Below are 25478 nucleotides of genomic sequence, written 5' to 3'. Positions count from 1 at the left end.
TGAATTGTGACCGAATAGTAGACAACCGGGCCTTTCCGCGGGCGCGATTCCGCCGGACATGCCCGGCGCTGCGGACCAGGAAGGGGCATGCTCTCCCGTGCCGGGGGACATGCTCATTCTTCGCGGCCAGGGGAGGGCATAAGGGCAATGTGTCCATTCCCGGCCCCGGGCGCGGGACATGTCCGATGGCCGGAAGGAGCTAGCCTCGGTCCAGCCGGTAGCGCCAGGACGGCAGCTGCTTGCCCGCCGTGTCCTCGGCAACCGGGAAGAAGCGGTCCTTCCGGAAGCCCAGGCCTTCCAGCAGCCTGCGCGAAGGCAGATTGGGCTCGTAGACCCCCGCGAAAAGTGTTTCGCTGCCGCGAACGTCGAAGAGCCACTGGACTAGGGCGGCCGCCGCCTCACGGCCGAGACCGAGCCCGTGATGTGCCGGGTGCAGGACATAGCCCAGGCTCGCGGACCAGGAAGGAATCCGGCCGGGTGCCGGGGGCTCGGCGGTGTTCCAGGTCCGGCCGTCGCCAACGACGTCACCAGTGGCGCGGAGCTCGAAGGCCCAGCCGAAGTAGAACCACTCGGCGGTCGAGGATTCCGCAGCGGACAGCGCCTGCTGGATCCGGGCACTGTTCTGCTCGGGCGTGAGCGGCCCGTGGGAGAGGTACCGCGTCGCCGCAGGGTCGCCGCGGAACCGGAGGAGGGCGCCGGCGTCGTCCGCTGTCAGCGGGCGCAGAAGCAGCCGCTCCGTGAGGAGCGGGGCGGGGGTGTCGCTGCCGGAAACCATCACGGATCCGTCAGCTCAGCGCGTTCCGGCGTCCCTCGAAGGCCCTGCCGAGCGTGACTTCGTCGGCGTATTCGAGGTCCCCGCCCACAGGCAGGCCTGACGCGAGCCGGGTGACGGCGATCCCGATCGACTTGAGCATCCGGGCCAGGTATGTCGCTGTGGCCTCGCCCTCCAGGTTGGGGTCGGTGGCGATGATGATTTCCTGGATGGCGCCGTCGTTGAGCCGGGTGAGCAGCTCACGGATCCGGAGCTGTTCCGGGCCGATCCCGGCGATCGGATTAATCGCCCCGCCCAGCACGTGGTACCTGCCGCGGAACGACCGCGTCCGCTCCACCGCCAGGACATCCTTGGATTCTTCGACGACGCAGATCACCGAGGGGTCCCGGCGCGGGTCACGGCAGATATTGCACAGTTCCTGCTCCGTCACGTTCCCGCAGACCGTGCAGAACTTGACCCGCTCCTTCACCGTGGTGATGGCGTCGACGAGCCGCTTCATGTCCTGCGGATCCGCCTCGAGGATGTGAAAGGCCAGCCGCTGGGCAGACTTGGGCCCGACTCCGGGAAGGCGTCCGAGCTCATCGATCAGCTCTTGAACTGCACCTTCGTACACAATGTCCTCGTTCGTTTGGAATGGGGCCGGCGCCAGCCGGCAGGTGGTCTGCTAGAAGCGTGGCGGCAGCGGGCTTCCGTCCAGGGAACGTTCCTCCACCAGTTTCCCGCCCAGAATTCGCTCGACGGCGGCCCGGCCGAAGACGCCCGATTCCTCGATCGTTTCATCGTCGGCGCTCGGAATGTCCTGCACGTAGACGGTGGTTGCGGCGGCCGCGCGGGCGGGGGCTTTCGCCCGGCCGGCTTCCGCCTCCGGGCTGTTCGACAGCCGCTGGTACAGGCTCTGCCGGCCCGTCGTAGTGGCAGCGTCGGGAACCGCCGTCACCGCAGCGGCCGGGGCTGAGGGGGCCGCGGATGGCGCAGCAGCCTGCGGGCCGGCCGATGCCGGGCCCGGCGCAACTGCAGAAAATTGTTCCGACGTCAGTCCGGACGGTCCGGACACGACGCCCGCATATTCCGGGATCTGTGCCGCCGCCGGCTCGTAGTACACCGGCGCCGGTGCGGGCTCCGGTGCTGAGGGCTCGGCATCCGGCGTCGCGTGCCGCCCGACGTTGGACTCCGTGCCGATCGTCCATATGCCGGGCGACTGCTCGACGGCGCGGGCCCACGGGTCGGCCGATGGGTCGGCCGAGGTGTCCGGGCCTCCTGGCATGGCTCCGACCGCCGTGCCGGCGGTACGGGACGGCGCCGGCGCCGGAGATTTCCGGACAGGAGTTGGGGCTGGGGACTGGGCGGCGCGGCGCGGCGCCGCGGCGGAGGAAGGGTCCCAGTCCATGGGGGGTTCTTCGTCCAGCGGCGGGGCGTCTTCATCCCGGGGCGGTCCCCAGTCGTCGTCAGGGTAGGCGTAGGATCCGGAAGGCTCCGAAGGGCCGTCCGGTCCGACCGCCTCGTCGGCGGCGCGGGCCTCAGTCCCGACTGCCGGCACCGGCGTCCGCGCTTCCGGTGCCGGAGCGGGGCGGCCGCCAGCCGGGCCCGGGGCCGGAGCAGGTTCCGCAGCCGGCGTGGAGGCCGCCGGAACACGTACCGGCGCCGCCACTGGGACGGCTTCGGCGGATGCCTCGGACGGTGACGGTGACTCTGACGCAGGGGACTGGGGGGCCGGGCTCAGCCCCCAGGCGACGTCGGCCGACGTCGCCGGGGTCTCCGGGCTAGCGGGCGCTTTTGGGTTTGGCTCAGAGCTCGCTGGGCTGTTGCTGCCGCCGGCGACGGCCCTGATCTGGCAGTCGATACCGATCGTCTTGTGGATCGCCTGCCGGAGGTTCTCGGCGTGGTCGGCGCGGCCGAAGGCGCCTGCCAGGCCCGGAGTGGTGAACGCGAGAGTCAGGACGTGGTCCTCGAAATGGCCGACCTGGGCATTGGGCTCCACCAGCGCCCAGGTGCTGCGCTTGATCTTGGTGAGGGTTTGCAGGATGTCGGGCCAGGCACGGCGCAGGACCTCGACGTCGGCGCCCGGGCCGGACACCGGGCGGGCAACCGCGGCAGGTGCTGCGGCGGCCTCGGACCGGACAGGGGCGGACGGTGCTGCTGCTGCCGCTTCCGGAGCAGTAGCCGCTGGGGCAGCAGGAGGCGCCGGGGCGGGCTCGACGGGCGGGGCTGCAGGCGACGGCGCGGCATGTGACCGGGCCGCAGGCGGCGACGTTGGGGCGGACGCGAGCCGGCTGGCGGCCGCGGACTCGTCCACGGGCCAGTCGTTGGTGCTGACCCGTGGCGCCGTCAGCGGTTCCCGGACAGGTTCGTCCCGCCGGGCCGGCGCGGCGTCGGGGCCAGCGGCCGGCGCCTGCGCGGCATTTGGCTGGTCAACGGGCGCTTGGTCAACTGGTGGCGGGACGGAAGCAGCGGTGGCGGCCGCGTCAGCAGGCGCTCCGGGAGACTGGGCAACTGGCACCTGGGGAACGGACTGCCGGGGGACAGAGGGACGTTCAGCGTGCGCGGGCGGGGCCGACGCAACGGCGGGGGCACTGGCGAGGGGAGCCCCGACGTCGTTCCCGGCGTAGTTCAAACGGCGCTCGACGCGGTCGATCCGGGCCGCGATGCCGCGTTCGGTCTGTTCGGAACTGGGAAGCAGGATGCGGGCGCACAGCAGCTCCAGATGCAGGCGCGGCGAGGTGGCCCCGGTCATGTCCGTCAGCGCCGTGTTGGTGACGTCCGCGGCGCGGGAGAGCTCCGCCGCCCCGAGATTATGCGCCTGGTTCTGCATCCGGGCGATCTGGTCCGCCGGTATGCCGCGGAGGATGGACTGGGCGCTTTCTGGCATCGCCTGGACGATGATGAGGTCGCGGAAGCGCTCAAGCAGGTCTTCGACGAAGCGGCGCGGATCGTGGCCGGTCTGGATGACCCGGTCCACCGCGCGGAACACCGTGGCGGAGTCGGACGCTGCGACGGCCTCGACGACGTCGTCCAGCAGCGAGGCGTGCGTGTAGCCCAGGAGGGCGACCGCGAGCTCGTAGTCAAGGCCGTTTGGTCCGGCGCCGGCCATGAGCTGGTCCAGCACGGACAGGGAGTCACGGACGGAACCGCCGCCCGCGCGGATAACGAGCGAGAGCACCCCGGGCGCCACGGGGACGTTCTCCTGGGTGCAGAGCAGCTCCAGGTACGCCATGAGGGGCTCCGGGGGTACCAGCCGGAAGGGGTAGTGGTGCGTGCGGGAACGGATGGTGCCGATCACCTTGTCCGGCTCCGTGGTGGCGAAGATGAACTTGATGTGTTCCGGCGGCTCTTCGACGATCTTGAGCAGGGCGTTGAAGCCGGCCGAGGTGACCATGTGGGCTTCGTCGATGATGAAGATCTTGTAGCGGTCCCGGACCGGGGCGTACGTGGCCCGCTCGCGGAGGTCGCGGGCGTCGTCGACGCCGCCGTGGCTGGCGGCGTCGATCTCGATGACATCCAAGGAGCCGGAACCGCCGCGGGCGAGCTCGACACAGCTGGGGCACTTGCCGCAGGGGGTGTCCGTGGGTCCCTCGGCGCAGTTCAGGCAGCGGGCGAGGATGCGGGCCGAGGTGGTTTTGCCGCAGCCGCGAGGGCCGGAAAAGAGGTAAGCGTGGTTGACGCGGTTCTTACGCAGGGCCGTCATCAGCGGCTCGGTGACGTGTTCCTGCCCGATGACGTCCGCGAACGAATCGGGGCGGTATCGACGGTAAAGCGCGGTAGTAACAGTCACAGATTTAACCCTACCAATCGGCACAGACATAAAAGACCCCTCATGCACCCGCCAGAGCCCATTTACCCTTGCTACCTTCCGGTCCTGGGGGAGTTCAACAGGATGACGCCACATGAGGGGCCGTCAGCAAGTTTACCTGACGATTGAGTGTGCCCCGAATTGGCCTGTTTTCACCCCGTTTCCCCCGCTATCTCCGGCGGGACATGCTCATTTTTCGCGGGGAGGACTGGGCTGTTTGGCACTATGTCCAGCCCTTGGCGGGAACGGGGGACATGTCCTTCGCTCGGGTCGTGGACCGTGAGGCATGTCCGTTCTTTGCGCATCTTTGCGGGAAGGCCGGCGGGTGGGCGGGCGTGAGCAGGACAGTGCAACCCAGGGACGGGGGCTGCGTGCCCGGGTCGGTGCGGGGAGGATTATGTCCAGCCCTTGGCGGGACCGCGGGGCATCTCTGTTCTTTGCGCATCTTTGCGGGAAGGCCGGCGGGTGGGCGGGCGTGAGCAGGACAGTGCAACCCAGGGACGGGGGCTGCGTGCCCGGGTCGGTGCGGGGAGGATTATGTCCAGTCATCGCGCCCAGTGCGGGGCATGTCCATTGGGCGAGGCATACAGTGCGGGACATGCTCATTCTTCGCGGGGAGGACTGGGCTGTTTGGCATTATGTCCCGCCTTGGGCTGGAGCGTGGGGCATGTCCAGCGGTGAGGGCGTGGACCGTGGGACATGCTCATTTTTCGAGGGGAGGACTGGGCTGTTTGGCATTATGTCCAGCCCTGGGCTGGAGCGTGGGGCATGTCCGGCGGTGAGGGCGTGGACCGTGGGGCATATCCCTCCGGAGAAGCCTCAATCCGGGCGGTGAGGGCTCAATTGGGCGATGCCGGAAAGTTCAGGTATTCTAGTATCTGCTTTTGATTCAGAAGCAACTGGAGAATTCGCCTAGCGGCCTATGGCGCACGCCTGGAACGCGTGTTGGGTTAACGCCCTCGGGGGTTCAAATCCCCCATTCTCCGCGGTTGGCCCCGGTCCATTGGACCGGGGCCTTTTTGCGTCCACAGGCTTGGCTCCTCCTGAGGTCGGGGGCCAGTAGCTTCGCCGGCGGGATTGTGCGCCCGCGCCCGTGTCACCACATCTCACTCCGTCTCAGGCCGGGTAGCCCAGCCGGCGCAGACGGGTCCGGGCGGCCTGTTCGCTCGGGCCCATCCGGCCCAGGGCAAGGTGCACCACGCCCAGGGTGACCCGCGTAGCCAGTCTCACAGGCAGCGGGATCGGGCCCAGCCGCGCGGTCCGGAGGCGCAGCATCTCGCGGTATTTGGGTTCGAGACTGGCCACGGCGGCCGCGAACAGGACCCGGTAGCCAGGCCTGAGCACCGGGTGGAGAGGCGGATCACGGATGAAAGCCACCGTCTCGGCGACCCTTTCATCACTGCGGAGTTCGCCGTCGTCGTACCAGCGGTCCAGTTGCTGCCGCATTTCCGCCTCGCTCAGAGGCGGGGCCTCCACGCCCATGAGCCTGCCGGCCTGGGCCCACTCACGGACATACGCGTCAGGTCCGCCCGGAATCGGCCGTCCCCACAGCTTGTGGGCCGAGAGGAAGGCGTCGGTGAAGGCAATGTGGACCCAGCGGAGCAGCTCGGGATCGTTGGCCGCGTACGAGCGCCTGACGCCGTGGCCGTCCACGAATTCCCCCCGGACCGTCTGGTGGAGCCGGAGCACCCAGTCAGAGGCCGCTCGGGCCTCGCCAGTGGAGCCGTAGGAAACGGTGAAAATCCAGCGGATGGTGCCCGCCAGCCGGCCCAGGGGGTCTTCGCGGAAGCGGGAGTGATCATGGACCCCGGCCAGCGCACCGGGATGGAGGGCCTGCATCAGCAGGGCCCGGATTCCCGCGACGATGGTTGGCATGTCCCCGTGGACAGTCCAGACCGCCGAGCCTGGCAGGTGGTAGCCGGCGTCGTCTCCCTCGGCAAGCCGGGGAACCCATTCAGGCACGGTGTCGCGCGTCCCGGTGAACGTTTGTTTGAGTTCCGCCTGCCATTCCCTGAGGACATTGCGCATCCTCCATTCTTACCCGGCTCCGGGGTCTTCGGCACCTGCAAGTCCGCGGCGGACTACTGGGCCGCCGTCGGCCCGCTACTCGGGACAGGCCCGGTCCCGCGGGTTCGGCCGCAAAAGGGGGCCACCGACGGTTCACAGACCCGGCGGTCTGTGGTCACATAGTGGGGTAAGTCCGTGAAGATTGGGGTCTGGCGGGCATATAGCGGGAGTCACATCGTGGGAAAACACTGGGGAAACTCATCGAGTGAGCAATCAACCAGGGCACGGACGATTGCCGTGCGCTGCGTTTCCGGAGGCCTCTGCCTGTCCCTGGCCGTTCTGACATTCGGCGGCTTTCAGGGACTGGGCGCCAGCGTGTCCTACGTTGCGCCCGTCGACGTGCCGGCCGCCGGCGCCGTGGGACCTGAAACGCTCGACCCGGTTACCCAGCGGCCCGCGGCCGCGTCATCGGCGACTCCAGGAGCTGTGACCGCGGACCCCCAGGCGCTCGTGGCCTTCAGCAGGAGCACGGTGGAAACGGTGACCAAGGAAGGGGTTGGCGGCGAGCTCAATGTCGCCTCGGCGGGCCTGAGCCGGCCCGCGGCCGGGTTCCTCATGGCCCCCCTGGAAACTCTGGTGCCGTCCTCCCCGTTCGGACTGCGCACCAGCCCCCTGACGGGGGTTGCCGGCGAATTCCACTGGGGCCAGGACTTCGCCGCCGCCTGCGGAACCAGGGTCTACTCGGCCGACGCCGGTGTGGTGAGGGCCGTCGGGTGGCACCCGTGGGGCGGCGGGAACCGGGTGGAAATTGACCATGGCAACGGTCTCATCACCACGTACAACCACCTCCAGGGGATTGCCGTCAAGAAGGGCGACTCCGTGCGGGTGGGGGAGGTCATTGCCCTGGTCGGCACTACCGGCTCCTCAACCGGCTGCCACCTTCATTTCGAAACCATCCTCAACGGCGCTCACACCGACCCGATGGGCTGGAAGTTCATCCCCATCAAGCAGGTGGACCAGCTCGGCCCGATCGAACTGACCAGTTACGCGCCCGACGCCGGCAATCCAGCCAACGCAGGGCTTGGATGGGCGATTCCCGTCCGGGAGGACCTGACCCACGTAGTGGCCGGCGGTCTTCAAGAACAGCCTGCCGCTGTGGCGGCCAAGCCGTCCACGAGTCCCTCGGCGCCACCCACGGAAGCCGCCGCCGGCACGCCGACAGCGACGAAGACCGCCACCCCGACGCCCACGAAGACCGTCACGCCGACCCCGACCCCGACCCCGACGAAGACCGTCACGCCGACGCCGACTGCCACGCCTACCCCGACACCGACGAAGACCGTCACGCCGACGCCGACTGCCACGCCTACCCCGACACCGACGAAAACCGCCTCCGCGACGCCGTCTGCACCGGCCCCGTCGTCTGTGGCCCCGACAACCGCACCGGCCTCTCCCAGCGCGACCGAGAGTGCCGCCAAGACGTCGGCCCCGCCAGCCAAACCCCTGGCGCCGGCGCCGGTCACCGCGCCCACGGGGGACCCTGCGCCGGCCACCACCACGCAGTCCGCCACGACAACCGCCACCACAAAAACCACAACGAAAACCACCACAAAGTCCACCGCGACGACCACCGCGACGCCGACCCGCTAGACGCCAGCGGGACTTCCCGGAACACGTCTCCGGGGTCGGGGGCAGGCCGCCCGCTTCGGCCCCGGACTCTGCCCGGAATGCAGACCCATACCTGCACCCTTCGGCGACGAATCGCTGCAGGGACCGGTTCCGGGCCCTGCTTCGGACCACCGACACCGCGAGGACGCACCCATGACCGCTCTGCACTCCATTCCCCTGACCCTCATCGACGGCACCGAGACCGACTTCGGCCGCTTCAAGGGGGAGGTGGTGCTGGTGGTGAACGTGGCATCACAGTGCGGTTTCACGCCCCAATACGCGGGGCTTGAGGCGCTGCACAACAAGTTCCGCGACCAGGGGTTTCAGGTCCTCGGCGTCCCGTGCAACCAGTTCGCGGGGCAGGAACCCGGGGCCGACGCCGAGATCGCCGAATTCTGCCAGCGCAACTTCGGCGTGACCTTCCCGCTGACCGCCAAGGCCAACGTCCGGGGCAAGAACCAGCACCCGCTCTATGCCGAGCTCACCAAGTTCAAGAACGGGCTCCTGCCGGGCCTGGTGAAGTGGAACTTTGAGAAGTTCCTGGTGAACCGCGACGGCGACATCATCGCCCGCTTCGCACCCACCGTGGAGCCGGACGCACCGGAAATCATCGAAGCTGTCCAGTCGGCCCTCGGCTGAATCGGACGGCCCGGCTTCCAGAGGAAATCGACCCCTATCCCTAAGCATGCTTAGCGCCTAGACTGGCCAGACCCTCCAACATTCCGGGCATCCCCGCGGCACAGTCATCCCTGGCAGCAGCCCGTCGGCAGTGCGGTCACGGTGCCCCTATGGAGGGCGCATCAGAGAACTTCGTGAATCACACCAGGGCGCCCAGACCGGGGCTCGTGAAAGCAGGAGGAAATAGATGACAGGGAACAAAGCCGTTGCCTACAAGGGGCCGGGCAAGGTCGAACTGATCGACATTGACTACCCCACCTTTGAACTCAAGGACGGTCCGGGGGTCAACCCCGCCAACGTGGGCCGTTCGGTGCGCCATGGCGTAATCCTCAAAACCGTTGCCACGAATATTTGCGGCTCAGACCAGCACATGGTCCGGGGGCGCACCACAGCTCCCACCGACCTGGTGCTGGGCCACGAGATCACCGGCGAGGTGGTCGAAGTGGGGCCCGATGTTGAGTTCATCAAAGTGGGGGACATCTGTTCCGTCCCCTTCAACATCGCCTGCGGGCGCTGCCGGAACTGCAAAGAGCGCAAGACCGGCATCTGCCTGAACGTTAACCCGGACCGTCCGGGCAGCGCCTACGGCTACGTGGACATGGGCGGCTGGGTAGGTGGCCAGGCCAACTACGTTCTTGTGCCGTATGCCGACTGGAACCTGTTGAAGTTCCCTGACAAGGATCAGGCCCTCGAAAAGATGATGGACCTGACCATGCTCTCGGACATCTTCCCGACCGGATTCCATGGCGCGGTCACCGCAGGCGTAGGCGTCGGGTCCACAGTTTACGTGGCCGGCGCAGGGCCTGTGGGACTCGCCGCCGCGACCAGTGCCCAGCTCCTGGGTGCCGCCGTCGTGATTGTGGGTGACATGAACGCGGACCGCCTGGCGCAGGCACGCAGCTTCGGCTGCGAGACCATCGACCTGAGCAAGGGCGGCCCGGCCGAGCAAATCGAGCAGCTTCTGGGCGTACCGGAAGTCGATTGTGGCGTGGACGCGGTGGGATTTGAGGCCAAGGGCCACGGGGCCGGAGCGCATGAAGCCCCCGCTACCGTCCTGAACTCGCTGATGGAAGTGACGGCCGCCGGCGGCGCCCTGGGTATTCCGGGGCTCTACGTCACCGGTGATCCGGGCGGCGTGGACGAGGCCGCGAAGAAGGGCTCTCTCTCGCTCAGCCTTGGAACGGGCTGGGCAAAGTCGCTCAGCTTCACCACGGGACAGTGTCCGGTCATGAAGTACAACCGGCAGCTGATGATGGCCATCCTGCATGACAAGGTGCACATCGCCAAGAACGTCAACGCGAAGGCGATTGCCCTGGAGGATGCTCCGAAAGGTTACGCCGAATTCGACGCCGGCGCGGCGACGAAGTTCGTGCTCAACCCCAATGGGTATCTGAGCTAGCAGGCCCGGAACCCGGCGGCACTGCCGTTGCCCCGTTGAGCTGGGGCTTCGGTGTGCCGCCGGGCCGCCTCCGCCTTCATATGCCGTCTGGAGCATGTGAGGGGCGGCCATCTGTTAACCTGCGATTTTTGAATATGCGTGACCGAGTTTTTACATTGTTTGCCCAATGTCTGGTTGGATAGTCCTTACTGAGAGGGACACTGGAGGCACCGCTTCCACCCAACCAAGAAGGTAGCAATGGAGCGCATCGAGGCCGAGCACCCCCGGCCACGTCATTTCCTACTTCATCTGAGCGACCCCCACCTGCTGGGGGGTCCGCAACCCCTGTACGGCGTCGTTGACAGCGAAGCCCTGCTCCAGCAACTCTTCGACGAGGTCCACGCCTCAGGTGCACGCCCCGAAGCCGTGATTTTCACCGGCGACCTCGCCGACCTCGGCGAACCGGAAGCCTACGCCAAGCTCCGCGCCATCGTGGAGCCTGCGTGCAGGGCCATGGGAGCGAAGGTCATCTGGGCGATGGGCAATCACGACGACCGGGCCAATTTCCGGGCCGGGCTCCTGGACCAGGCGGACAACGACGCCCCGGTAGATCACAGCTACTTCGTCAACGGGCTGCGCATCATCACCCTGGACACCTCAGTGCCCGGCTTCCACCATGGCGAGCTGAGCCAGGACCAGCTGGACTGGCTCGCCGCCGAACTCGCCACCCCGGCCCCGGACGGGACCATCCTCGCCCTGCACCACCCGCCGGTACCGTCCGTGCTGGACCTTGCCGTGCTGGTGGAACTCCGGGGACAGTCGGCGCTTGCCGGAGTCCTGCGCAACTCCGATGTCCGTGCCATCCTGGGCGGTCACCTGCACTACTCGACCACCGCAACGTTCGCCGGCATCCCCGTGTCCGTGGCATCTGCGACGTGCTACACACAGGACCTGAACGTTGCTGTGGGCGGCACACGCGGGCGCGACGGGGGGCAGGCGTTCAACCTGGTCCATGTCTACGAGCACACGATCGTGCACTCCGTGGTGCTGCTTGGCGACACCCCGGCTGTCGGTGAACTCGTCTCTCCGGCGGAAGTCCAGCGCCGGCTCGCTGCCGCGGGGATCACCATTCCGGAGCAGGCCCAGCTCGAAGCGCCGTCCCGGACGCCGGCGCACCGCAGGTACACCACCCTGAACTGATTCACCGCCCTGCTGGTTCACCGGTCTGCGGTTCCCGCACTGCGGGCACAGCCCGCAACTCTTGCCCCGCGGTTCGCCCCGGGCCGCTGTTCTCTTGGCTACTTTTCCCAGGGCGCCTTGATGGGGTAGTACTTCTCCAGGAAATCCGTGACCAGTTCGGCGCGCTCTTCCGCCGGGACTTCCGGGAAGCTGCCGTCGTTGAGGCAGAAGAAGTCCATGTTCCGCTTGGCCAGCAGCTTGGGCAGGTAGTTCAGTCCTGCCCGGGCCGTGGTGTCCACATACTTCACCTTGGCAGCCGTCTGGGTCACGGCGCGGCCCGTGAGCAGCGCGTAGTAGTGGTAGAACGAGTTGGTAACGGAGATGTTGTCCGCGGCCCGGAACGTGCTCGCGGCGGTCTTGGCGAACTCGGCCGGGAACTCCTGTTCCATTTGCTCCACTACGCTGCGCCGCAAGGGGGCCGCCGTGTGCTCCAGGTGCCGGGTGGTGATGCGCCCGAAGCGGTCCCAGAGCAGCTTGCGGTTCACCCGGGCGGCGTTCTCAAAGCCGCTGCGTTCGGCGTCGTTGTCGCCCAGCCCGATCCGCGTCTCGGCCTCAATGAACTTCGTAATCCCGCCCGGGGTGAAGAACATGTCCGGTCCCACGGCCCGGCCAAAGAACATGTCGTCGTTGGAATACAGGAAGTGCTCGGAGAGCCCCTCGATGTGGTGCAGCTGGCACTCCACGGCCTGCGAATTGTGCGTCGGGAGGACCGAGGGGTCGGCGAAAAACTCTTCGCTGCGGACAATCGTGACGCTCGGGTGGTCCGCCAGCCATGCCGGTGCGGGGGAGTCTGTGGCGATGAAGATCCTGCGGATCCACGGCGCAAACATGTAGACCGAGCGCAGGGCGTACTTGAGCTCGTCGATCTGGCGGAAGCGGGCCTCGTGGTCATCGCCCTCGCCCACGACGACGCCGGCCATCCGGGCCCGACGGGCCGCGATGTACTCGGGGGAACTTCCGTCCACCCAGGAGAACACGAGGTCGATGTCGAAGCTGATGTCGCTGGCGTGGTCCGCGAACATGTTCTCGATAGTGGGCCATGTGTGGCCGTAGCGTTCCACTGTGCCGCGCACGGCGTCCTGGGCGAGCAGGGTGCGGCGCGTCAGGGAGTTCTCGATCGGGAGGATCAGCTGGTCGCCCTCGAAGCTCCAGAGCTCCAGCTGGACCCCGGCGGAAGCGCCGAACTCGAAGCCGCCCTCCGGTTCCACCCGGGGGCGGTACAGCCGGAAGATCCGGGCCTGGCGGTTCGGCGAGAGCTCGCCGTCGGCCACCAGCACGGAGGACTTCTTCTTTGCGTCCACGCTCATGGAGTAGAAGGGCTCGTCGCGGCACGCTTCGACGAGGGCGTCGCGCAGCACCTTGCGGTCTTTCCAGTCGACGGCGATCACCGGGCGGTGGTTGTTGCCGCGGACCAGCAGGTAGCCGAGGCCTGCGCCGGCCAGGACTGACCGCAGGAACATGAGGTCTTCGACCATGGCCTGATACGGCGTGCGGTTCTCGTTGATCAGCGCATAGCGGCCGCGGTGGCGGACGACGTCGGAGCGGGTCCGGAATCTGGCGACTGCGGCCGCCGACGTGACCTCGGCGTGGGCGTCCTCGGATGCCTGGCTGCCATAGTAAATCTCGTCTTGGATCGCTGCGTCGGTGATGTCGGATCTCCCGTTTCTTTGAGTGCGTTGATATCTACTTGCATGATAACGCGGCCCTCAAAATTGCCGCGGAATCCCGCACGCACCGGGCGCGTGTGTGGCCGCACAGAAAGGCGCGTGTGTGGCCGCACAGAAAGCGGCGGCAGCGGACCTCAGCCGGTGACGACGGCCAGCCAGTGGCGCAGGAAGGCGGCACCGGCGTCGTCGTGGATCACGTCCTCGCCGAGCCCGAGGTCGGCAGCGGTGAGGACCTCGTAGGGTTTGACCGGGATGCCGTCCGCCGGCCGGACGTCCACATGCTTCACGGCGTGGTCATTGTGGTGCAGCCAGTCGGCCATGGCGTAGTCCGTGCGGGAGTCGCCCACCGTGCGCCAGGCCTGCGGTGTGATGCCCTGGGCGGCCAGGAACTCCACCGCCCGGCTCGCGCCCAGATCCTTGCCCAGCCGCACCGACTCGATATCGGTGGAGATGATGGTCGGGTCGACGCGGAAGTCGATCTGGTCGTCCGAATCGGGGACGTGGTGGTCCAGCCGCACCACGCCGAGCCCGTGCCGGGCCATGAGGTTCATGGCGTCGGCGTCGAAGAGTTCCTGCTCGGCCCGGTAGTCCGGGTTGGCGACGGCGATATGCTGCTCCACGGAGACCATGGCGCGCTTGGTTTCGTCGTAGAACATGTGGGCGGAGTAGTCCTCGGCGACCAGGCGGCGGACGTCGTCGCCGAAGGCCTGCGGGATGGCGAGCTCGCGGTCGACGTGGACAGTGCCGGGGCCTTCGGCGGTGTAGCTGAACCAGACGGCGCCCTTTTCGCAAATGGCGTGGATGACGGTGCCGGCGGGCATGCCGGCGGCGATCATCGGTTCCATGACCTGCTCGCGGATGAACGTGTCCGATCGGCCGGTGTTGAAGATGACCGGCACGCCGGCGGCGGCCAGGGCCAGCAGGTCCGCAATGATGCCGGGCTGCACATCGCGGGTGACGGGGCTTGCGACCGGACCGTCGACGTCGAGCAGCAGCGCCAGCACAGGGGAAGTCTCGGGTGAAGTCATACCGCTATTCTGTCAGCCGTCGGGAACCTTTGCGTGAAGTGTGGAGAAGATCGACGGCCGTGCGCCGGATGTGTCAATGCGGCCTGTGACAAATGGTTACCGTTTGGCCACAACCTCACGCCGGTCCGGGACTTTCATTCCTTTGCGCGTACAAGTTCCTTAGGCTGGCATGGTGATATTCAAAGCTGTGGGCGAGGGACGCCCGTACCCCGACCATGGTTACAACACGCCCAAGGACTGGGCGGCCCTGCCGCCGCGCCCGGTCCGGCTTGATGAGCTCGTGACTACCAAGCGCACGCTGGACCTCGAAGCTCTGCTGGCCGAGGACTCCACTTTCTTCGGTGACCTCTTTCCGCACGTCGTGGAGTACCGCGGCGTGCTTTACCTTGAAGACGGCCTGCACCGGGCAGTCCGCACCGCCTTGCACCAGCGCACCGCTATCCACGCGCGGGTCCTCGTGATAAATGGCTAGGAAGCGGGCTGACTCGACGGTCCTGCACGGGCACCGCGTCGTGAGTGGCTCCGAGCTGCGGGCCACGTTCGTGGAGGAGGACGGTGCCGAGGACAACCCCGTCCGGCTGCGCCGCAGGATCCTGCACGGCGTCGTGCTGGTGATGCTGGTCGGCGTGATCGTGGCGGCGATCGTGGTGGCGCTCGCCATCATGAACGGCCAGATCAAGATTGCCACGGCGGAACGGAGCAAGGCGCCAGTGTCGGTGTGCCCGGCGGCCACCTTCGACTACACGCCGCCGGAGAAGATCAACCTCAACATCTACAACTCCACGAGCCGGCCCGGACTGGCGCGGAGCGTCGCCGACCAGTTTGCCGCCCGGAAGTTCATCGTGGGCGCCGTGGGGAACACGACGTCGAGCTACCGCGGCGTGGCGCTGATCGTCTCCGGCGCCGCCGGACAGTCGGCCGCCTTCAGCGTCCAGCGCAACCTGCCGGGCTCGGACTATTTCCAGGACAACCGCACGGATCCCAGCGTGGATGTCATCCTGACCGGCGACTTCAAGGAACTGGCCAAGCCGGAACTCGTGGACCAGACGCCGGGCCAGCTTAGCTGCCCCCGCGAGAACCGGCGCATCGTGGATGAGAGCACCTGGCCGATTGCGCCGTCGGCGACGCCGACGGCCGGGTAGGCGCCGCCGCTTAGCTGCCGCGGCGGACCGGCCGGCCGGCGCCGTCGAACCTGGCCCCCGCGCCGAGCTGGATGAACCGCACCGTCCGGGCGAGCCGGGCCTCGGCCTCGGCGTCCTGGCCGGCGCCGTCGCCCCGGGCCGCGCTCGAGGAGAGCGTGCCGTGGATGAGCTGGGCCAGCTGGGCGATGTCCGACTCGGGCAGGTAGCCCTGGGTCATGCCGTCGCGCAGGATGCCTTGCAGGAGCACGCTGAGCTCGCCCACGTGGTCGGCGAGTTTAGCGAACGACGATGGCGAGAGCACTGCCGCCATGGCCGGCCCCGGCGGCAGGTGGCGCCGGCTCAGGTCCTCCACCTGGGCCCGGACGTAAACAGCCAGCCGCTCTACCGGGTTCTCCAGCGAATCCAGCGACTCGCGCAGGTCGACCAGGAACCGCTCGGTCTCGTCCAGGGCGTAAGCGATGAGGAGCTCTTCGATGTCCGCGTAGTAGTTATAGACGGCCGTCCGGCCGATCCGGGCGTGGCGCGCGACATCGGTCATGGTCAGGCCGGGCAGCCCGTGGGTGAACAGGAGTTCTCCGAATGCGGTCAGGATGCGGCGCTGGGTCTCGGCACGTTGGGCGGCGTTGCTCGCGGCCGAAATCCTAGGCATACGGACACTTTAGCGCGATCTGTCACTAAATCGGGCGGGTGGGAGGCTGCGACACGGCCGGGCACGCTCAGTTCCGCGGAAGTCATGCTGGCCAGCGCACCTTCTACGGAGCAGCCAGACGCGAAGTCAGGGTCGAGTCTTGCCGGCGGGCGAGAACGACGTGCTCACCACCCGGCCGTGCCCGGGCCACCCTTGAACGGGCCAACGATCTGTCTGGTGATCCAACCGCCGTAGAAGTCACCCTCCTGGAAGGCCACCTGCTCGCCGTTGACCTCGCAGGAGTCCATGTGCTCCGGGTAGAGGGCCACTCGGGTACTGAGCGCCTCGAACCCCCGGGTGGGTTCCGGGTAGGTCCACCCGGCACGGGGAACGACGACTCCGCCGGCAACGACGTCGAAGTAGTGCGCTTCTCCCTTGAACTCGCAGAAGCTGGTGCCCTGGACAGGGAGGAGAACACCGGCAGGGAATGCGTCCAATGGCAAGTAGTAGACGGGGGGATGACTCGTCTCCAGGACGCGCACTGCATCGGTGGTGTCGGCAATCACCTGCCCGCCAAGCCGCACGATGACCCGTTCCGATCGCGGCTCGACCCTTGGCGGCCGCGGGTAGTCCCACACCGATTCTTGACCGGCGTTGGGTTTGATGGGCTGGGGACGCCGAAAGAAGCCGGAAAATCCTCGAGCAGAAGTCATGTCCCCATGGTGCCATCTAATGTGGTGGGCGTACGCGGTGGAGGACGAAAAGCCGGACGGGTAAACCTTCGCACGCACCGCCCCGGTGGCCTCCGTTGGGCGCGAAAACGCCACCTGGCTCGCGAACGATCAGCGCCGGGCGGTACGGTCGAACGCTTCACTCATAGATGGTCGGGATGGCCGGTTCGCCGGGCTGCAGCCGGTCCACAACCCGGGGCAGCTCCGCCATGGAGGCCGTGTGCCGCTCCCGCGCCCGCCCCACCGCGTCCGGCCCGGTCCAGCCGGGCAGGAGTTCGCCGTCCTTCATGAACTGCTGCAGGAGCGGTCGGCCGTTCTTGCCGTCCGTCGGCGGATGGCCCACGCCGAGGACCTCATGGGTGGCGGTGCCGCGGTCATCCAGGCGGCGTACGGCGAACTTGCGGCCGCCCACGTTGATTTTGTCCTTGGAGGTCTTCGCAACGGCAACGAGCCCGCCGGAGTCACCGGCCCGGCTCACCAGCTTGTAGACCATGCCGGCCGTGGGCGCCCCGGAACCGGTCACCAGCGATGTGCCGATCCCGTAGGAATCGGCCGGCGCTGCCCGGAGCGCGGCGACGGAGAACTCGTCCAGGTCCGAGGTCACCACGATCCTGGTGTGCACATTGCCGAGGCTGTCCAGAAGTTCGCGGACCCAGTGTGCCTGGGCCACGAGGTCTCCAGAGTCCAGCCGGATGGCCCCGAGCTTGTCTCCGGCGAGGCCGACGGCGGTGCGGACGGCCGCTTCGACGTCGTACGTGTCCACGAGCAGCGTGGTGGCTGCCCCCAGCGAGGCAAGCTGCGCCGCGAAGGCGTCGCGCTCGGAGTCGTGGACCAGCGTGAAGGAGTGGGCCGCGGTGCCGACGGTCCGGAGGCCGTAGCGCCGGCCGGCGGCCAGGTTGGACGTGCCGGAAAAGCCCCCGATCACGGCCGCTCGGGCCGCCGCGGCGGCCGCTTCCTCGTGCGTGCGGCGGGACCCCATCTCAATGCAGGGCCTGCCGCCCGCGGCACCGGTCATCCGGGACGCGGCCGAGGCGATGGCGCTGTCGTGGTTCAGCACCGACAGGACGTAGGTCTCCAGGACGCAGGCCTCAGCGAAGGTCGATTCCACGATCAGGACGGGGGAGTGCGGGAAGTAGGCCTCGCCTTCCGGGTAGCCCCAGATGTCGCCGGAGAACCGGAAGGCGGACAGGTGCTCCAGCGTGTCCTCATTGACCACCCCGGTGCCGGCCAGGAAATCGAGGTCGTCCTGGTCGAAGCGGAAGTCCGCGATGCCTTCAAGGAGCCGGCCGGTGCCGGCCACGATCCCGTACCGGCGCCCGGCCGGGAGCCCGCGGGCAAAGGCCTGGAAGACGGACCGGCGGTGAGCCGCCCCGGAGTGGAGCGCCGCCTGGAACATGGTCAGCTCGTAGTGATCGGTAAACAGGGAGGTCCGGGATCCGTCCGGTCCGGCCGAAGTGTCCATGATTCACTCTAGGCCGGGGATCGCAGTGACGGCCCCGAATTCGCCGGAATCCTGCGGGGTCGCCGGAAACTTCCGGCGAACCCGGGCGTTTCCGGCGAACTCGGACGTTTCCGGCGAATTCGACGGCGTCGGACTCAGGCGGTGCGGCTCAGACGCTGCAGCCGTCGGGGCCGCAGGCCCCGGACGCCGCAGAAGCATCCCCTTCGGCGGCATCCGCAGCCTCCATGCCGGCGGTGCCCACCATGACCAGCGGGTGGCTGTCCTGCCAGGCCTGCTCAAGGGCGGCGCTGAACGTGTCTGCCGGCTGGGCGCCGGAGAGCCCGAACTTCCGGTCGATCACGAAGAACGGGACGCCAGTGATGCCCAAGGCCCGGGCCTCCGCGATGTCGTTCCGGACGTCGTCGGCGTAGGCGTCCGAGCTGAACAGCTCCGCGAGGTCGCTGGCGTCCAGTCCGAGGTCCAGTCCCAGACCGGTCAGGTACTCCTCGCTGCCAATGTCTTTGCCGTGTTCGAAGTGGTCGCTGAGCAGGCGTTCCTTTGCGGCGTCCTGCATGCCCCGGGCGGCGGCGAGGTGTAGCAGCCGGTGGGCCGTGAAGCTGTTGGCCACCACGACGGCGTCGAACCGGTAGTTCAGTCCCTCGCCCTTGGCCTGGGCGGCGACGTGCTCGAACATCTGGGACACCTGCGCCGGGGCCATGCCCTTGCGGGTGCTCAGGTAGTCCAGTTCGGTGCCGTCGTAATGCTCCGGGAGCGTGGGGTCCAGCTGGTAGCTGCGCCACTGCACCTCCACGGCATCACGGTGCGGGAACGCCGCGAGGGCGGTTTCGAATCGGCGTTTGCCGATGTAGCACCAGGGGCAGGCGACGTCGGACCAGATTTCAATCTTCATGCCGGCAACAACCTCCGCCGGGGCCCGCTCATTCCCCGGCGCCCTGTCGGCTTCGTCACGGGCAGGCCGGCGTGAATAGGGCGCCGGCCGTCCCGGCATTCCCCGCGCTCACGGCGAGACCCGGCGTCCCATGACGAAGTCGTGCTCCACGGTGTCGCCCAGCTGGAAGGACTTGGTGCCGACCTTGCGGAAGCCGGACTTCTCGTAAAACCGGATGGCCCGGGCGTTCTGGCTGTTCACACCGAGCCACAGCCCGCGGGCACCCGCCGCCACGGCCGCGGCGATGCTCGCCTGCATCAATTCGGCGGCGGCGCCCAGTCCATGGTGGTCCGGGTGGACGTAGCACTTGCTGAGTTCGGTGCACGGCAGCTCGGCCAGGACTGCGGCCACCTCCGGGTCCCGGGCGGGGCGGGCCACCAGCAGGCTGTAGCCGCGGAGCTCGCCGTCGGCGTCGATCACCAGCACCGTGACCGCCGGATCGTCCAGATAGGCCCGGAAATTGGCCTCGCTCAGGGTGTTGGCCAGATGGGCCGCGATGTCCTCCGGCCGGGATTCCGGCGGGCACGCGAGCGGGAAGGTGACGGCAGCAAGCGCTGCCAGCCTCCCGGCGTCGTCCGCGGTTGCTGTCCGGATCTGGTGCGTCATAGCTAAAACCCTAGTCCGCCGCGGAGCCCGGGCATCAATGGCGTGGTTGCCGGGCAGAGCTACCTATCAGATGGTGTAGCGAAGGATTCCGACCGCCTCCACGTTTTCCGGCAGATCGGAGCGGCGCACGGCCAGGACCCGGGCGCCCGCGCCGAGGGCCCGGCGCGCGATTTCCTCAACCACGTCCTGCCCGGTGTCCCCGTCGAGCGTGAGCGCGCCGTCGTCTCCGACAGCACCGTTGACTTGTGCATCCATGTCCACGGCGAGCGTCGCAATGGCGCCGAAGGCGGCGGCCCGAGCCAGGTCGCTGAGGTCGGTCGTGCCACGGCCGTTGGAACGACGCTCCTCGAACGTCGTTTGCAGAGCAACAAGATCGGCCGCGTAGATCCGGTCGAGCACACCACGCGCCGCTTCCGCCAGTTGGGCCGGTGTCAGTTCATCGGGGTTTCCCTCGATGACTTCGGACGCAAGGTGTGCGTAGCCTGTGAGGTTGCGGTAGATGCTGGTGAGTGGTTCCGTCGCAGCGATCACCAGCGGGAGGGAATTCCCGTTTAAGAGTGGACGAAGCGCATGGTCGACGGAACGGGCATATTGGGTCAGCCGTACCTTTCGTCCCTCGTCGCCCTGCAGCCGGCCGGATGCGGAGCGGCCGCCTATCGATTCGAGCCCGACGGCACTTGCTGCATCCCGGGGCATGCCCGGTACCGTGACCTCCTCTGCCGGCCGGTCCGCCGTGACCTCAATGAGCCGTGCCCCGTTCTGTGAGATTGCGAGCACGAGCGCCGCGTTCGGGAAGGTGAGTGCGCGAAGCAGCGGGGTGATGGCGAAGCGGTCGGACACGCTCACGTGGTCCTCGAGATCGTTGGGCAAACGGAACTCAAGAATTGATGTCGGAGTCACGAAGATGGCCACGCTCCGCCCCATGTCAAACCAGAACTCCGGGGATCCCAGCAGCTCGTCGAGGAAGGTTTCTATCGCGGCCACTGCGTCGTTGTTTCCGCCTTGGCGGAGCTGTTCGACGGCGGAACTGAACAAGGACCGGGCTCTGGACTGATTGTCCTCCGAATGGGCCGGGACGCTGCTCGTCGAAAGATACACGGTGACGCTGTGTGGATCGCGCGCGGCGGCCAGACGTTCCACGTCGTACCGGGTCGGCATATCGATGTGCATGGGGGTGCTCCTTTTTGCTATCTCTCCGCTGGGTCGCACGAGGAGGGGGATTTTCCTGCACCTACTCGATGCGCAAAGCCGCACCGAGGGTCAGCAATACCGGATCAGCCCAGCATCGGACCCCGCGGAGTCCCGTGTCAACAGTCGGCGCAACTTGCAGTACGGAGGTGTTCGGCGCCGGTAGCCAGTTCGGCCAGCACCCTTAGCGGACCGCAGGGATGCGGATTGTCTCGGTCACGTGGCACTCCGGGAGTGCGTGCGGGTGGTGGCTGGGGTACATATCTCAGGCCAACACATGGACAGCATTTCTTAGCCGGCGGCCGACTGGAGATGACGCCTGATGGCCTCGACCACCAGCTGGTGGTCGTCGTCGGACGAAAGCCCGGACGCCGTGACTGCCGCAATGACACCGACGCCCTTGACCCGGATGGGGAACGAGCCCCCGGCCAACGTGTAGTCCTCCGCGGCGAGCCACCCTCCTTGCATTGGATCGAAATCTTTGACCGCGAACTCCTCGGCGAGCAGGGCCGTGCTGCGTTCAAAGCGGAGCGTCGTGGCCGCCTTGCGGCGGATCCATTCCTCCTGGTCGGCGGTGGCTTCCGGCAGGACACAGCGGAAGAGGACCAGGTTGTGCCGCCGGATGTCGATGGCGATCGCGTGCCCTTCGGCGATTGCCCGCTTGGCGATGAGCGAGCCGAGGCGCCAGGCATCGTGGTGGTCAAAGCCCGGGAAGACGAGTTCTTCCTCGTGCCGGCGCAGTTCGGCGATCCGCGGCGAGCCGGTGTCAGTCATGGAAAGTCTCGTCCGGTGTGGAGTCGGCGTCGTAGCTGAGGCCGATCTGGCGTCGGATTTCGTCCATTGCTGCCATGACGGCCACTGATTCTCGGGGCGGAAGGATGGTGCCGGAGGTTACGCCTTCCCTGACCAGTCGTTCCAGTTCGGCGGCCTGGTACTGCATTCCGCGGCTGTTGACAGGCTGCTCATAGCGTTCAACAACGCTGCCATCCAAGGCATGAACTGTGAAGGGCGTGGGGTTGTACCAAGTGGATTCGATATCGATCCACCCTTCGGTCCCGATGACCATAGCCCGGTTGGCGCTGGCGGCGTCCAGTTCGCAGTCCACAATGGCCTGCTGACCGCCAACATAATCAAAGATGGCTGCAGTCTGCCGGTCTACCCCGGTAGCGGTCATGGACGCACTGGCGCGAATGGTCTCCGGAGTGCCCAGGATGTCGAACGCAAAGGAGACCGGATAGATGCCGAGGTCCAGCAGCGCTCCGCCGCCCAGTGCAGGATCGTTCAGCCGGTGGGCAGGGTCCTTGGGCAGGCTCTGGTTGTGGCTGGCGACCACCTTCCGGACCTCGCCGATGGTGCCTTCCTCGACGATTGCGCGGATGCGGATCATGTGCGGGAGGAATCGCGACCACATGGCTTCCAGCGCCACGAGCCCTTTGGATTCCGCGAGGTCGACAACGTCCTGGGCTTCGCGGGCGTTCATGGTGAACGACTTCTCCACCAGCACATGCTTGCCAGCATTCAAGGCCAACAAGGCATTGGCGTGGTGGAACGGGTGCGGCGTGGCGATGTAGACCACGTCAACCAGCGGGTCGGCCACCAAGTCCTCATAGCTGCCATGCGCGGTTGCCACACCGTACTCTTCAGCGAACGCCTGGCTCGAATCCAGGGTCCGCGAGCCGACGGCCTGGACGGTGAAGCCGTTCTCGATCAGGTCCTGGGTTTGCAGCCCCGCGATGAATCCGGTGCCGAGGATTCCCCAGCTGATGCGGCCGTCAGAGGTGCCGGTGGGTTGATTAGTCACGTGCTTGGTCCTTCGGTGAGTCGGTGGTGGCCAGCGGGTAAGCCACAAACGCAAAGCGCCTGGAATCCGGCGACCAACTATTAACGTTGAGGGTTCCTTGGCCGCCGAAGAGGGGCCAGGTGTGAAGAGGTGCGGTCCAGTCGCTGGTGGAGACAAGCACGACGGCGACCGGCAGGTCCGCGGGGTGGCCCTCCGTGCCGCGGGGGAAACGGATGTAGCTGGCCCAGCCGCCGTCGGGGGATAGATGCGGGAACCAGTCGACGGTTTCGCTCTCTAGGAGGCGCTCGAAATCGCTTCCGTCAACCTGGACTCGGGCAAGCTGGGCGTGGCCGTGGAGAGCGCTGAAGGACTCCGTGTTCAGGTAGAGCCACTTTCCGTCGGGCGAGTATTCCGGTCCGTCGCAATGGCCGGGGCCGACATCGACGCCGGCGGTAGCGCCGCCGTCGGACGGTATGGTCCTGAGGCGGCCCGGCTGCGTGAAGTCTCCGGCCTCGATGCCGACGTATGCCAACTGGGATCCATCCGGGCTGACGCCGTGCAGGAAGTGGAAGGAGCCGTCGGCGTCGGTGATCCGCTCCGCCGGACCTCCACTCAGAGCTGCCCGGTAGATGTGGCCGTCGTTCGCCGAGAGGAAGATGCCGGTGCCGTCAGGTGCCAGGACGTGGTCGTTGTTGAGGTCGGGGATGCCGGTCAGCGGGACCTGGCTGATGGTCCGGCCTGGCAACTCAAACCGCCATAGCTTCCCGTCCCCGTTGAGGACGAGGGCCGAGCCGTCAAGGGTCCAGTTGGGCGCTTCGAGGAGGAGCTCGTCCGTGCTGTAGACAAGTTCGGATTCGCCTGTGACGGACGCTATCCAGACCTCGCAGCGCTGGCCGGTCTGAAGGGTACGCAGCATGCTCAGAGTTCCTTGATCCGGATGCTCCGCCACCGGCACTGCGCGCCCTTGCCCCAGCGGGCCTCGCCGAACATGGAGTCGTTGTCGTGGACTTCCAAGGCGATGTGACCGCGCTCTCCGAGAACACCCAGGACATCTGCCGGGTTGTAGTTCGGCGAGTCCAGCGTAGCGGTGTCCAGTTCGGCGATCTTGAGACCGTTGACCCAGGTGGTGATGACCGGCAGGGCGCCGACGCAGCGGATGCGGAGTTCGTTCCAGCCGTTCCATCGCCAGACGTTGAGGAAGTCCTCGACGTCGGCGGCGTGCTTCAGGCGGCCACGCTTTTCTTCGGTGACAGGCTCCACCGACGTGGCCGGGTTGTCCGCAATCAAACCCGTGGGTCGCCCGTCAGCGTCCATGGCCACGTTGACGGCGAAGGGTACGGCGGAGAAGCTCGCCAGGCCGTTGCCGAAGAACCCGCCGATACCCCCGGAGGGACGGTGGTCCACCAAGACCTGGAAGCCTTCCCAAGTATCCGGCCGGCGCCGGATCATGACGCCGGTATCGGCCGGCCAGTCGGGGCGCATTTCCAGCACGAGTTCGAAGTCGCCGAATGCCTGCTCGCTCACCAGGTAGCCGCCGTAGCCGCTGCCGGGGGAGTCCTGCTCGCCGACCAGGACGCCGTCTTCCACGAACCAGCGGGCCGGGTGCTTCTCGGGCTCCACCGGCGGGGTCAAACCCAGGGCGGCAAAGCGTTCCGAGAGGGCCGGACCGCCCGGATACTCGGTGCCATAGACGCGGGGTACCGATCGCCAGCCAGCCAAAGTGGTGCCGTCGAACAGCGGGACAAAACGGTCGCCGCCGTCGGGCGTTTCAATGCCTGACATGAACGTGCCCTTACTGTTTGAAGGCGGCGTCGAAGGAGGTGTTCGAGGCCGGGAAGTCGAACTTCTTGAGGGCGGCGAGGGCTTCGGGGGCGCCGTGGAGCCGGTCCATGCCGGCGTCCTCCCACTCGACGGAGATGGGGCCGTCATAGCCGATCGCGGTGAGGGCGCGGAAGGACGATTCCCAGGGCACGTCCCCGCGGCCGGCGGAGACGAAGTCCCAGCCGCGGCGCGGGTCGCCCCAGGGCAGGTGCGAGCCCATGACGGTGTTCCGGCCGGTGGGGCGCAGCTTGGTGTCCTTGCAGTCGACGTGGTAGATCCGGTCCTTGAAGTCCCAGATGAAGGAGACGGGGTCGATGCCCTGCCACATGAAATGGGACGGGTCCCAGTTCAGGCCGAAGGCCTCGCGGTGGCCGATCGCCTCGAGGGTGCGGACGGTGGTCCAGTAGTCGTAGGCGATCTCGGAGGGGTGGACCTCGTGGGCGAACCGGACCCCGCATTCGTCGAAGACGTCCAGGATGGGGTTCCAGCGGTCAGCGAAGTCCTGGTATCCGGCCTCGATGACCTTCTCCGGCACGGGCGGGAACATCGCGACGTACTGCCAGATCGACGAGCCGGTGAACCCGACCACGGTGTCCACGCCGAGGGCCTTGGCGAGCCGGGCGGTGTGCTTCATTTCCTCCGCGGCGCGCTGGCGCACGCCCTCAGGCTCGCCGTCGCCCCACACGCGCGCCCCGACGATGGCCTCGTGCCGGAAGTCGATCGGGTCATCGCACACGGCCTGGCCCTTGAGGTGGTTGGAGATGGCCCAGACCTTGAGGTTGTACTTTTCCAGGACGGCGAGTTTGGATTCGACGTAGCCGGGTTCGTCCCAGCGCCAGGCGTCCAGGTGGTCGCCGGAGACGGCGATTTCCAGGCCGTCGTAGCCCCAGCCGGAGGCCAGGCGTGCGACTTCCTCGAAGGGCAGGTCGGCCCACTGGCCGGTGAACAGGGTGTACGGGCGGGGCATG

The 25478-nt window shown here is 67.4% G+C and carries 23 protein-coding genes, 1 tRNA gene and 1 other RNA gene; 7 read left to right on the top strand and 18 right to left on the bottom strand.

Annotated elements, in window-relative coordinates; all coding sequences use genetic code 11:
• Nucleotides 1-199: 199 nt before the first annotated feature.
• The 4 genes from ACVWYS_RS16700 to ffs form a co-directional block, all read right to left on the bottom strand.
• Complete coding sequence (locus tag ACVWYS_RS16700; protein ID WP_456510094.1) at nucleotides 200-775, bottom strand: GNAT family N-acetyltransferase; 576 nt, start codon at nucleotides 773-775, stop codon at nucleotides 200-202.
• Nucleotides 776-785: 10 nt separating this feature from the next.
• Nucleotides 786-1385 (bottom strand): recombination mediator RecR, encoded by a 600-nt coding sequence (gene recR, locus ACVWYS_RS16695; protein ID WP_090579574.1) that lies wholly within the window; start codon nucleotides 1383-1385, stop codon nucleotides 786-788.
• 51 nt (nucleotides 1386-1436) lie between these two features.
• Nucleotides 1437-4571: a DNA polymerase III subunit gamma and tau gene (locus tag ACVWYS_RS16690; protein ID WP_456510093.1), complete on the bottom strand. Its 3135-nt coding sequence runs from the start codon at nucleotides 4569-4571 to the stop codon at nucleotides 1437-1439.
• An RNA gene (ffs, locus tag ACVWYS_RS16685) (signal recognition particle sRNA small type) lies at nucleotides 4570-4666 on the bottom strand. The genes ACVWYS_RS16690 and ffs overlap by 2 nt, the downstream gene beginning before the upstream one ends.
• A 794-nt stretch (nucleotides 4667-5460) precedes the next feature.
• On the opposite strand from ffs, the gene ACVWYS_RS16680 reads away from it, so the two are divergent.
• Nucleotides 5461-5545: transfer RNA gene (locus ACVWYS_RS16680), tRNA-Ser, on the top strand.
• 130 nt (nucleotides 5546-5675) lie between these two features.
• On the opposite strand, the gene ACVWYS_RS16675 is transcribed toward ACVWYS_RS16680, so the two are convergent.
• On the bottom strand, nucleotides 5676-6587 hold the full coding sequence (locus ACVWYS_RS16675) for an oxygenase MpaB family protein (RefSeq protein ID WP_456510092.1): 912 nt from the start codon (nucleotides 6585-6587) through the stop codon (nucleotides 5676-5678).
• A 276-nt stretch (nucleotides 6588-6863) separates the two neighbouring features.
• On the opposite strand from ACVWYS_RS16675, the gene ACVWYS_RS16670 reads away from it, so the two are divergent.
• The 4 genes from ACVWYS_RS16670 to ACVWYS_RS16655 all read left to right on the top strand — a co-directional run bounded on the left by ACVWYS_RS16670 (nucleotide 6864) and on the right by ACVWYS_RS16655 (nucleotide 11490).
• Nucleotides 6864-8216 carry a M23 family metallopeptidase gene (locus ACVWYS_RS16670; RefSeq protein ID WP_456510091.1) on the top strand — a complete coding sequence of 451 codons (1353 nt, stop codon included), beginning with the start codon at nucleotides 6864-6866 and terminating at the stop codon, nucleotides 8214-8216.
• Between the two features lie 171 nt (nucleotides 8217-8387).
• Nucleotides 8388-8873, top strand: a complete 486-nt coding sequence (locus tag ACVWYS_RS16665) for a glutathione peroxidase (protein ID WP_344362710.1) — start codon at nucleotides 8388-8390, stop codon at nucleotides 8871-8873.
• Between the two features lie 226 nt (nucleotides 8874-9099).
• Nucleotides 9100-10311, top strand: a complete 1212-nt coding sequence (fdhA, locus tag ACVWYS_RS16660; protein ID WP_344362712.1) for a formaldehyde dehydrogenase, glutathione-independent — start codon at nucleotides 9100-9102, stop codon at nucleotides 10309-10311.
• A 237-nt stretch (nucleotides 10312-10548) separates the two neighbouring features.
• Nucleotides 10549-11490 carry a phosphodiesterase gene (locus tag ACVWYS_RS16655; protein WP_456510090.1) on the top strand — a complete coding sequence of 314 codons (942 nt, stop codon included), beginning with the start codon at nucleotides 10549-10551 and terminating at the stop codon, nucleotides 11488-11490.
• A 98-nt stretch (nucleotides 11491-11588) separates the two neighbouring features.
• On the opposite strand, the gene ACVWYS_RS16650 is transcribed toward ACVWYS_RS16655, so the two are convergent.
• Both ACVWYS_RS16650 and ACVWYS_RS16645 read right to left on the bottom strand, forming a co-directional pair.
• On the bottom strand, nucleotides 11589-13004 hold the full coding sequence (locus tag ACVWYS_RS16650; RefSeq protein WP_091255647.1) for a stealth family protein: 1416 nt from the start codon (nucleotides 13002-13004) through the stop codon (nucleotides 11589-11591).
• Between the two features lie 326 nt (nucleotides 13005-13330).
• Nucleotides 13331-14224 (bottom strand): hypothetical protein, encoded by an 894-nt coding sequence (locus tag ACVWYS_RS16645; RefSeq protein ID WP_116767142.1) that lies wholly within the window; start codon nucleotides 14222-14224, stop codon nucleotides 13331-13333.
• Nucleotides 14225-14396: 172 nt separating this feature from the next.
• Between ACVWYS_RS16645 and ACVWYS_RS16640 the strand changes: the two genes are divergently transcribed.
• A complete protein-coding gene (locus tag ACVWYS_RS16640; protein WP_120954228.1) occupies nucleotides 14397-14696 on the top strand; it encodes a type II toxin-antitoxin system VapB family antitoxin in 300 nt (99 codons plus the stop codon).
• The gene (locus tag ACVWYS_RS16635) at nucleotides 14689-15366 is read left to right on the top strand and encodes a LytR C-terminal domain-containing protein (RefSeq protein ID WP_344362717.1); all 678 of its coding nucleotides are present in this window, start codon (nucleotides 14689-14691) and stop codon (nucleotides 15364-15366) included. Before ACVWYS_RS16640 ends, ACVWYS_RS16635 begins: the two co-directional genes overlap by 8 nt.
• 10 nt (nucleotides 15367-15376) lie before the next feature.
• Here the strand turns inward: ACVWYS_RS16635 and ACVWYS_RS16630 are convergent, their stop codons facing one another.
• The 11 genes from ACVWYS_RS16630 to ACVWYS_RS16580 form a co-directional block, all read right to left on the bottom strand.
• Nucleotides 15377-16015 carry a TetR/AcrR family transcriptional regulator gene (locus ACVWYS_RS16630; protein ID WP_456510089.1) on the bottom strand — a complete coding sequence of 213 codons (639 nt, stop codon included), beginning with the start codon at nucleotides 16013-16015 and terminating at the stop codon, nucleotides 15377-15379.
• 164 nt (nucleotides 16016-16179) lie between these two features.
• Nucleotides 16180-16707: a DUF427 domain-containing protein gene (locus tag ACVWYS_RS16625; RefSeq protein WP_456510088.1), complete on the bottom strand. Its 528-nt coding sequence runs from the start codon at nucleotides 16705-16707 to the stop codon at nucleotides 16180-16182.
• A gap of 157 nt (nucleotides 16708-16864) precedes the next feature.
• Nucleotides 16865-18187 (bottom strand): nicotinate phosphoribosyltransferase, encoded by a 1323-nt coding sequence (locus ACVWYS_RS16620; RefSeq protein ID WP_456510087.1) that lies wholly within the window; start codon nucleotides 18185-18187, stop codon nucleotides 16865-16867.
• A 148-nt stretch (nucleotides 18188-18335) separates the two neighbouring features.
• A complete protein-coding gene (locus ACVWYS_RS16615; RefSeq protein ID WP_456510086.1) occupies nucleotides 18336-19076 on the bottom strand; it encodes a DsbA family oxidoreductase in 741 nt (246 codons plus the stop codon).
• 108 nt (nucleotides 19077-19184) lie between these two features.
• On the bottom strand, nucleotides 19185-19721 hold the full coding sequence (locus ACVWYS_RS16610; RefSeq protein ID WP_456510085.1) for an N-acetyltransferase family protein: 537 nt from the start codon (nucleotides 19719-19721) through the stop codon (nucleotides 19185-19187).
• 66 nt (nucleotides 19722-19787) lie between these two features.
• Nucleotides 19788-20891: a baeRF11 domain-containing protein gene (locus tag ACVWYS_RS16605; protein ID WP_116767136.1), complete on the bottom strand. Its 1104-nt coding sequence runs from the start codon at nucleotides 20889-20891 to the stop codon at nucleotides 19788-19790.
• Between the two features lie 309 nt (nucleotides 20892-21200).
• Nucleotides 21201-21683, bottom strand: coding sequence for a heme-degrading domain-containing protein (locus ACVWYS_RS16600; protein ID WP_456510084.1), 483 nt, complete (start codon nucleotides 21681-21683; stop codon nucleotides 21201-21203).
• Entirely contained in the window at nucleotides 21676-22710 is a 1035-nt protein-coding gene (locus tag ACVWYS_RS16595; RefSeq protein ID WP_456510083.1) for a Gfo/Idh/MocA family protein, read from the bottom strand. Before ACVWYS_RS16595 ends, ACVWYS_RS16600 begins: the two co-directional genes overlap by 8 nt.
• Nucleotides 22703-23605, bottom strand: coding sequence for a TolB family protein (locus ACVWYS_RS16590; protein WP_344362738.1), 903 nt, complete (start codon nucleotides 23603-23605; stop codon nucleotides 22703-22705). The genes ACVWYS_RS16595 and ACVWYS_RS16590 overlap by 8 nt, the downstream gene beginning before the upstream one ends.
• 2 nt (nucleotides 23606-23607) lie before the next feature.
• Nucleotides 23608-24471, bottom strand: a complete 864-nt coding sequence (locus tag ACVWYS_RS16585; RefSeq protein WP_456510082.1) for a 3-keto-disaccharide hydrolase — start codon at nucleotides 24469-24471, stop codon at nucleotides 23608-23610.
• Between the two features lie 10 nt (nucleotides 24472-24481).
• Nucleotides 24482-25477, bottom strand: coding sequence for a sugar phosphate isomerase/epimerase family protein (locus ACVWYS_RS16580; protein ID WP_120954239.1), 996 nt, complete (start codon nucleotides 25475-25477; stop codon nucleotides 24482-24484).
• Nucleotide 25478: the final 1 nt, after the last annotated feature.

The organism is Arthrobacter sp. TE12231 (genome assembly GCF_054062895.1).
Note: the sequence above shows the minus strand (reverse complement) of the source record. Positions and strands in the feature narration are given on the sequence as shown.

What these genes read in the sequence shown, in the direction of transcription:
- ACVWYS_RS16630 (WP_456510089.1), bottom strand. Translation starts at nt 16,015, where the DNA reads ATGCCTAGGATTTCGGCCGCGAGCAACGCCGCCCAACGTGCCGAGACC.
- ACVWYS_RS16690 (WP_456510093.1), bottom strand. Translation starts at nt 4,571, where the DNA reads ATGTCTGTGCCGATTGGTAGGGTTAAATCTGTGACTGTTACTACCGCG.
- ACVWYS_RS16700 (WP_456510094.1), bottom strand. Translation starts at nt 775, where the DNA reads ATGGTTTCCGGCAGCGACACCCCCGCCCCGCTCCTCACGGAGCGGCTG.
- ACVWYS_RS16625 (WP_456510088.1), bottom strand. Translation starts at nt 16,707, where the DNA reads ATGACTTCTGCTCGAGGATTTTCCGGCTTCTTTCGGCGTCCCCAGCCC.
- ACVWYS_RS16615 (WP_456510086.1), bottom strand. Translation starts at nt 19,076, where the DNA reads ATGAAGATTGAAATCTGGTCCGACGTCGCCTGCCCCTGGTGCTACATC.
- ACVWYS_RS16580 (WP_120954239.1), bottom strand. Translation starts at nt 25,477, where the DNA reads ATGCCCCGCCCGTACACCCTGTTCACCGGCCAGTGGGCCGACCTGCCC.
- fdhA (WP_344362712.1), top strand. Translation starts at nt 9,100, where the DNA reads ATGACAGGGAACAAAGCCGTTGCCTACAAGGGGCCGGGCAAGGTCGAA.
- ACVWYS_RS16600 (WP_456510084.1), bottom strand. Translation starts at nt 21,683, where the DNA reads ATGACTGACACCGGCTCGCCGCGGATCGCCGAACTGCGCCGGCACGAG.
- ACVWYS_RS16585 (WP_456510082.1), bottom strand. Translation starts at nt 24,471, where the DNA reads ATGTCAGGCATTGAAACGCCCGACGGCGGCGACCGTTTTGTCCCGCTG.
- ACVWYS_RS16610 (WP_456510085.1), bottom strand. Translation starts at nt 19,721, where the DNA reads ATGACGCACCAGATCCGGACAGCAACCGCGGACGACGCCGGGAGGCTG.
- ACVWYS_RS16645 (WP_116767142.1), bottom strand. Translation starts at nt 14,224, where the DNA reads ATGACTTCACCCGAGACTTCCCCTGTGCTGGCGCTGCTGCTCGACGTC.
- ACVWYS_RS16605 (WP_116767136.1), bottom strand. Translation starts at nt 20,891, where the DNA reads ATGCACATCGATATGCCGACCCGGTACGACGTGGAACGTCTGGCCGCC.
- ACVWYS_RS16675 (WP_456510092.1), bottom strand. Translation starts at nt 6,587, where the DNA reads ATGCGCAATGTCCTCAGGGAATGGCAGGCGGAACTCAAACAAACGTTC.
- ACVWYS_RS16655 (WP_456510090.1), top strand. Translation starts at nt 10,549, where the DNA reads ATGGAGCGCATCGAGGCCGAGCACCCCCGGCCACGTCATTTCCTACTT.
- ACVWYS_RS16650 (WP_091255647.1), bottom strand. Translation starts at nt 13,004, where the DNA reads ATGGTCGAAGACCTCATGTTCCTGCGGTCAGTCCTGGCCGGCGCAGGC.
- ACVWYS_RS16635 (WP_344362717.1), top strand. Translation starts at nt 14,689, where the DNA reads ATGGCTAGGAAGCGGGCTGACTCGACGGTCCTGCACGGGCACCGCGTC.
- ACVWYS_RS16620 (WP_456510087.1), bottom strand. Translation starts at nt 18,187, where the DNA reads ATGGACACTTCGGCCGGACCGGACGGATCCCGGACCTCCCTGTTTACC.
- ACVWYS_RS16590 (WP_344362738.1), bottom strand. Translation starts at nt 23,605, where the DNA reads ATGCTGCGTACCCTTCAGACCGGCCAGCGCTGCGAGGTCTGGATAGCG.
- ACVWYS_RS16665 (WP_344362710.1), top strand. Translation starts at nt 8,388, where the DNA reads ATGACCGCTCTGCACTCCATTCCCCTGACCCTCATCGACGGCACCGAG.